The organism is Ruegeria sp. AH12, assembly GCF_056541465.1.
Genome location: NZ_JBQFYL010000230.1, coordinates 1 through 522 on the forward strand (window position 1 = coordinate 1; position 522 = coordinate 522).

Below are 522 nucleotides of genomic sequence, written 5' to 3' on the forward strand. Positions count from 1 at the left end.
TCATCGGTCACCAGCGATAGCGGCGGCACCAGCTCCGCGCCCAACCCGCGGGATCGTAAAAAGCCATCCTCGATTCGGGTTGCATTCAGCGTCTCACCGGCCCGGCTGGCCCAAACCATATGGGGTTGTTTGGTATTCTCTGGCTGCTCGGCCACGAAACGCACCTTGCCGTGCTGGCCGAACATGCGTTGCAGGTGGCGGCGTTTCCATACCCGCATCCCGGAGGCGGTCCAGCCTTTGTGGTCCTGCCGCCAGGCTCGGGTTTGCGCCTCAAGCGTATCGAGCACGCATTCCAATTCGCACAAACGATCATTGTAGGGATCATACCAGCGCGGGTACAGGATCATCGCGGCGGCAAAAAGCTGCGCCCGCGTAAGATTCCGTTGGCGACGGAGCAGGGGGGCATCATCCTGCGTCAGCCCCCACCCAGCGTAGAATGGTTGCCCGAACACGCGAGGTTTGTGCCCGGCCAATATCGCCTCAAATCCCATCTGCGAGGACAGCGTGTAAACCCCGATGGCC

1 protein-coding gene is annotated in these 522 nt (G+C 61.7%); it reads right to left on the reverse strand.

From position 1 onward, the window contains the following. Positions 1-522: capsular polysaccharide export protein, LipB/KpsS family (locus ACR0EL_RS22790; protein ID WP_480502397.1), on the reverse strand; the 522-nt coding region annotated here is incomplete at both ends.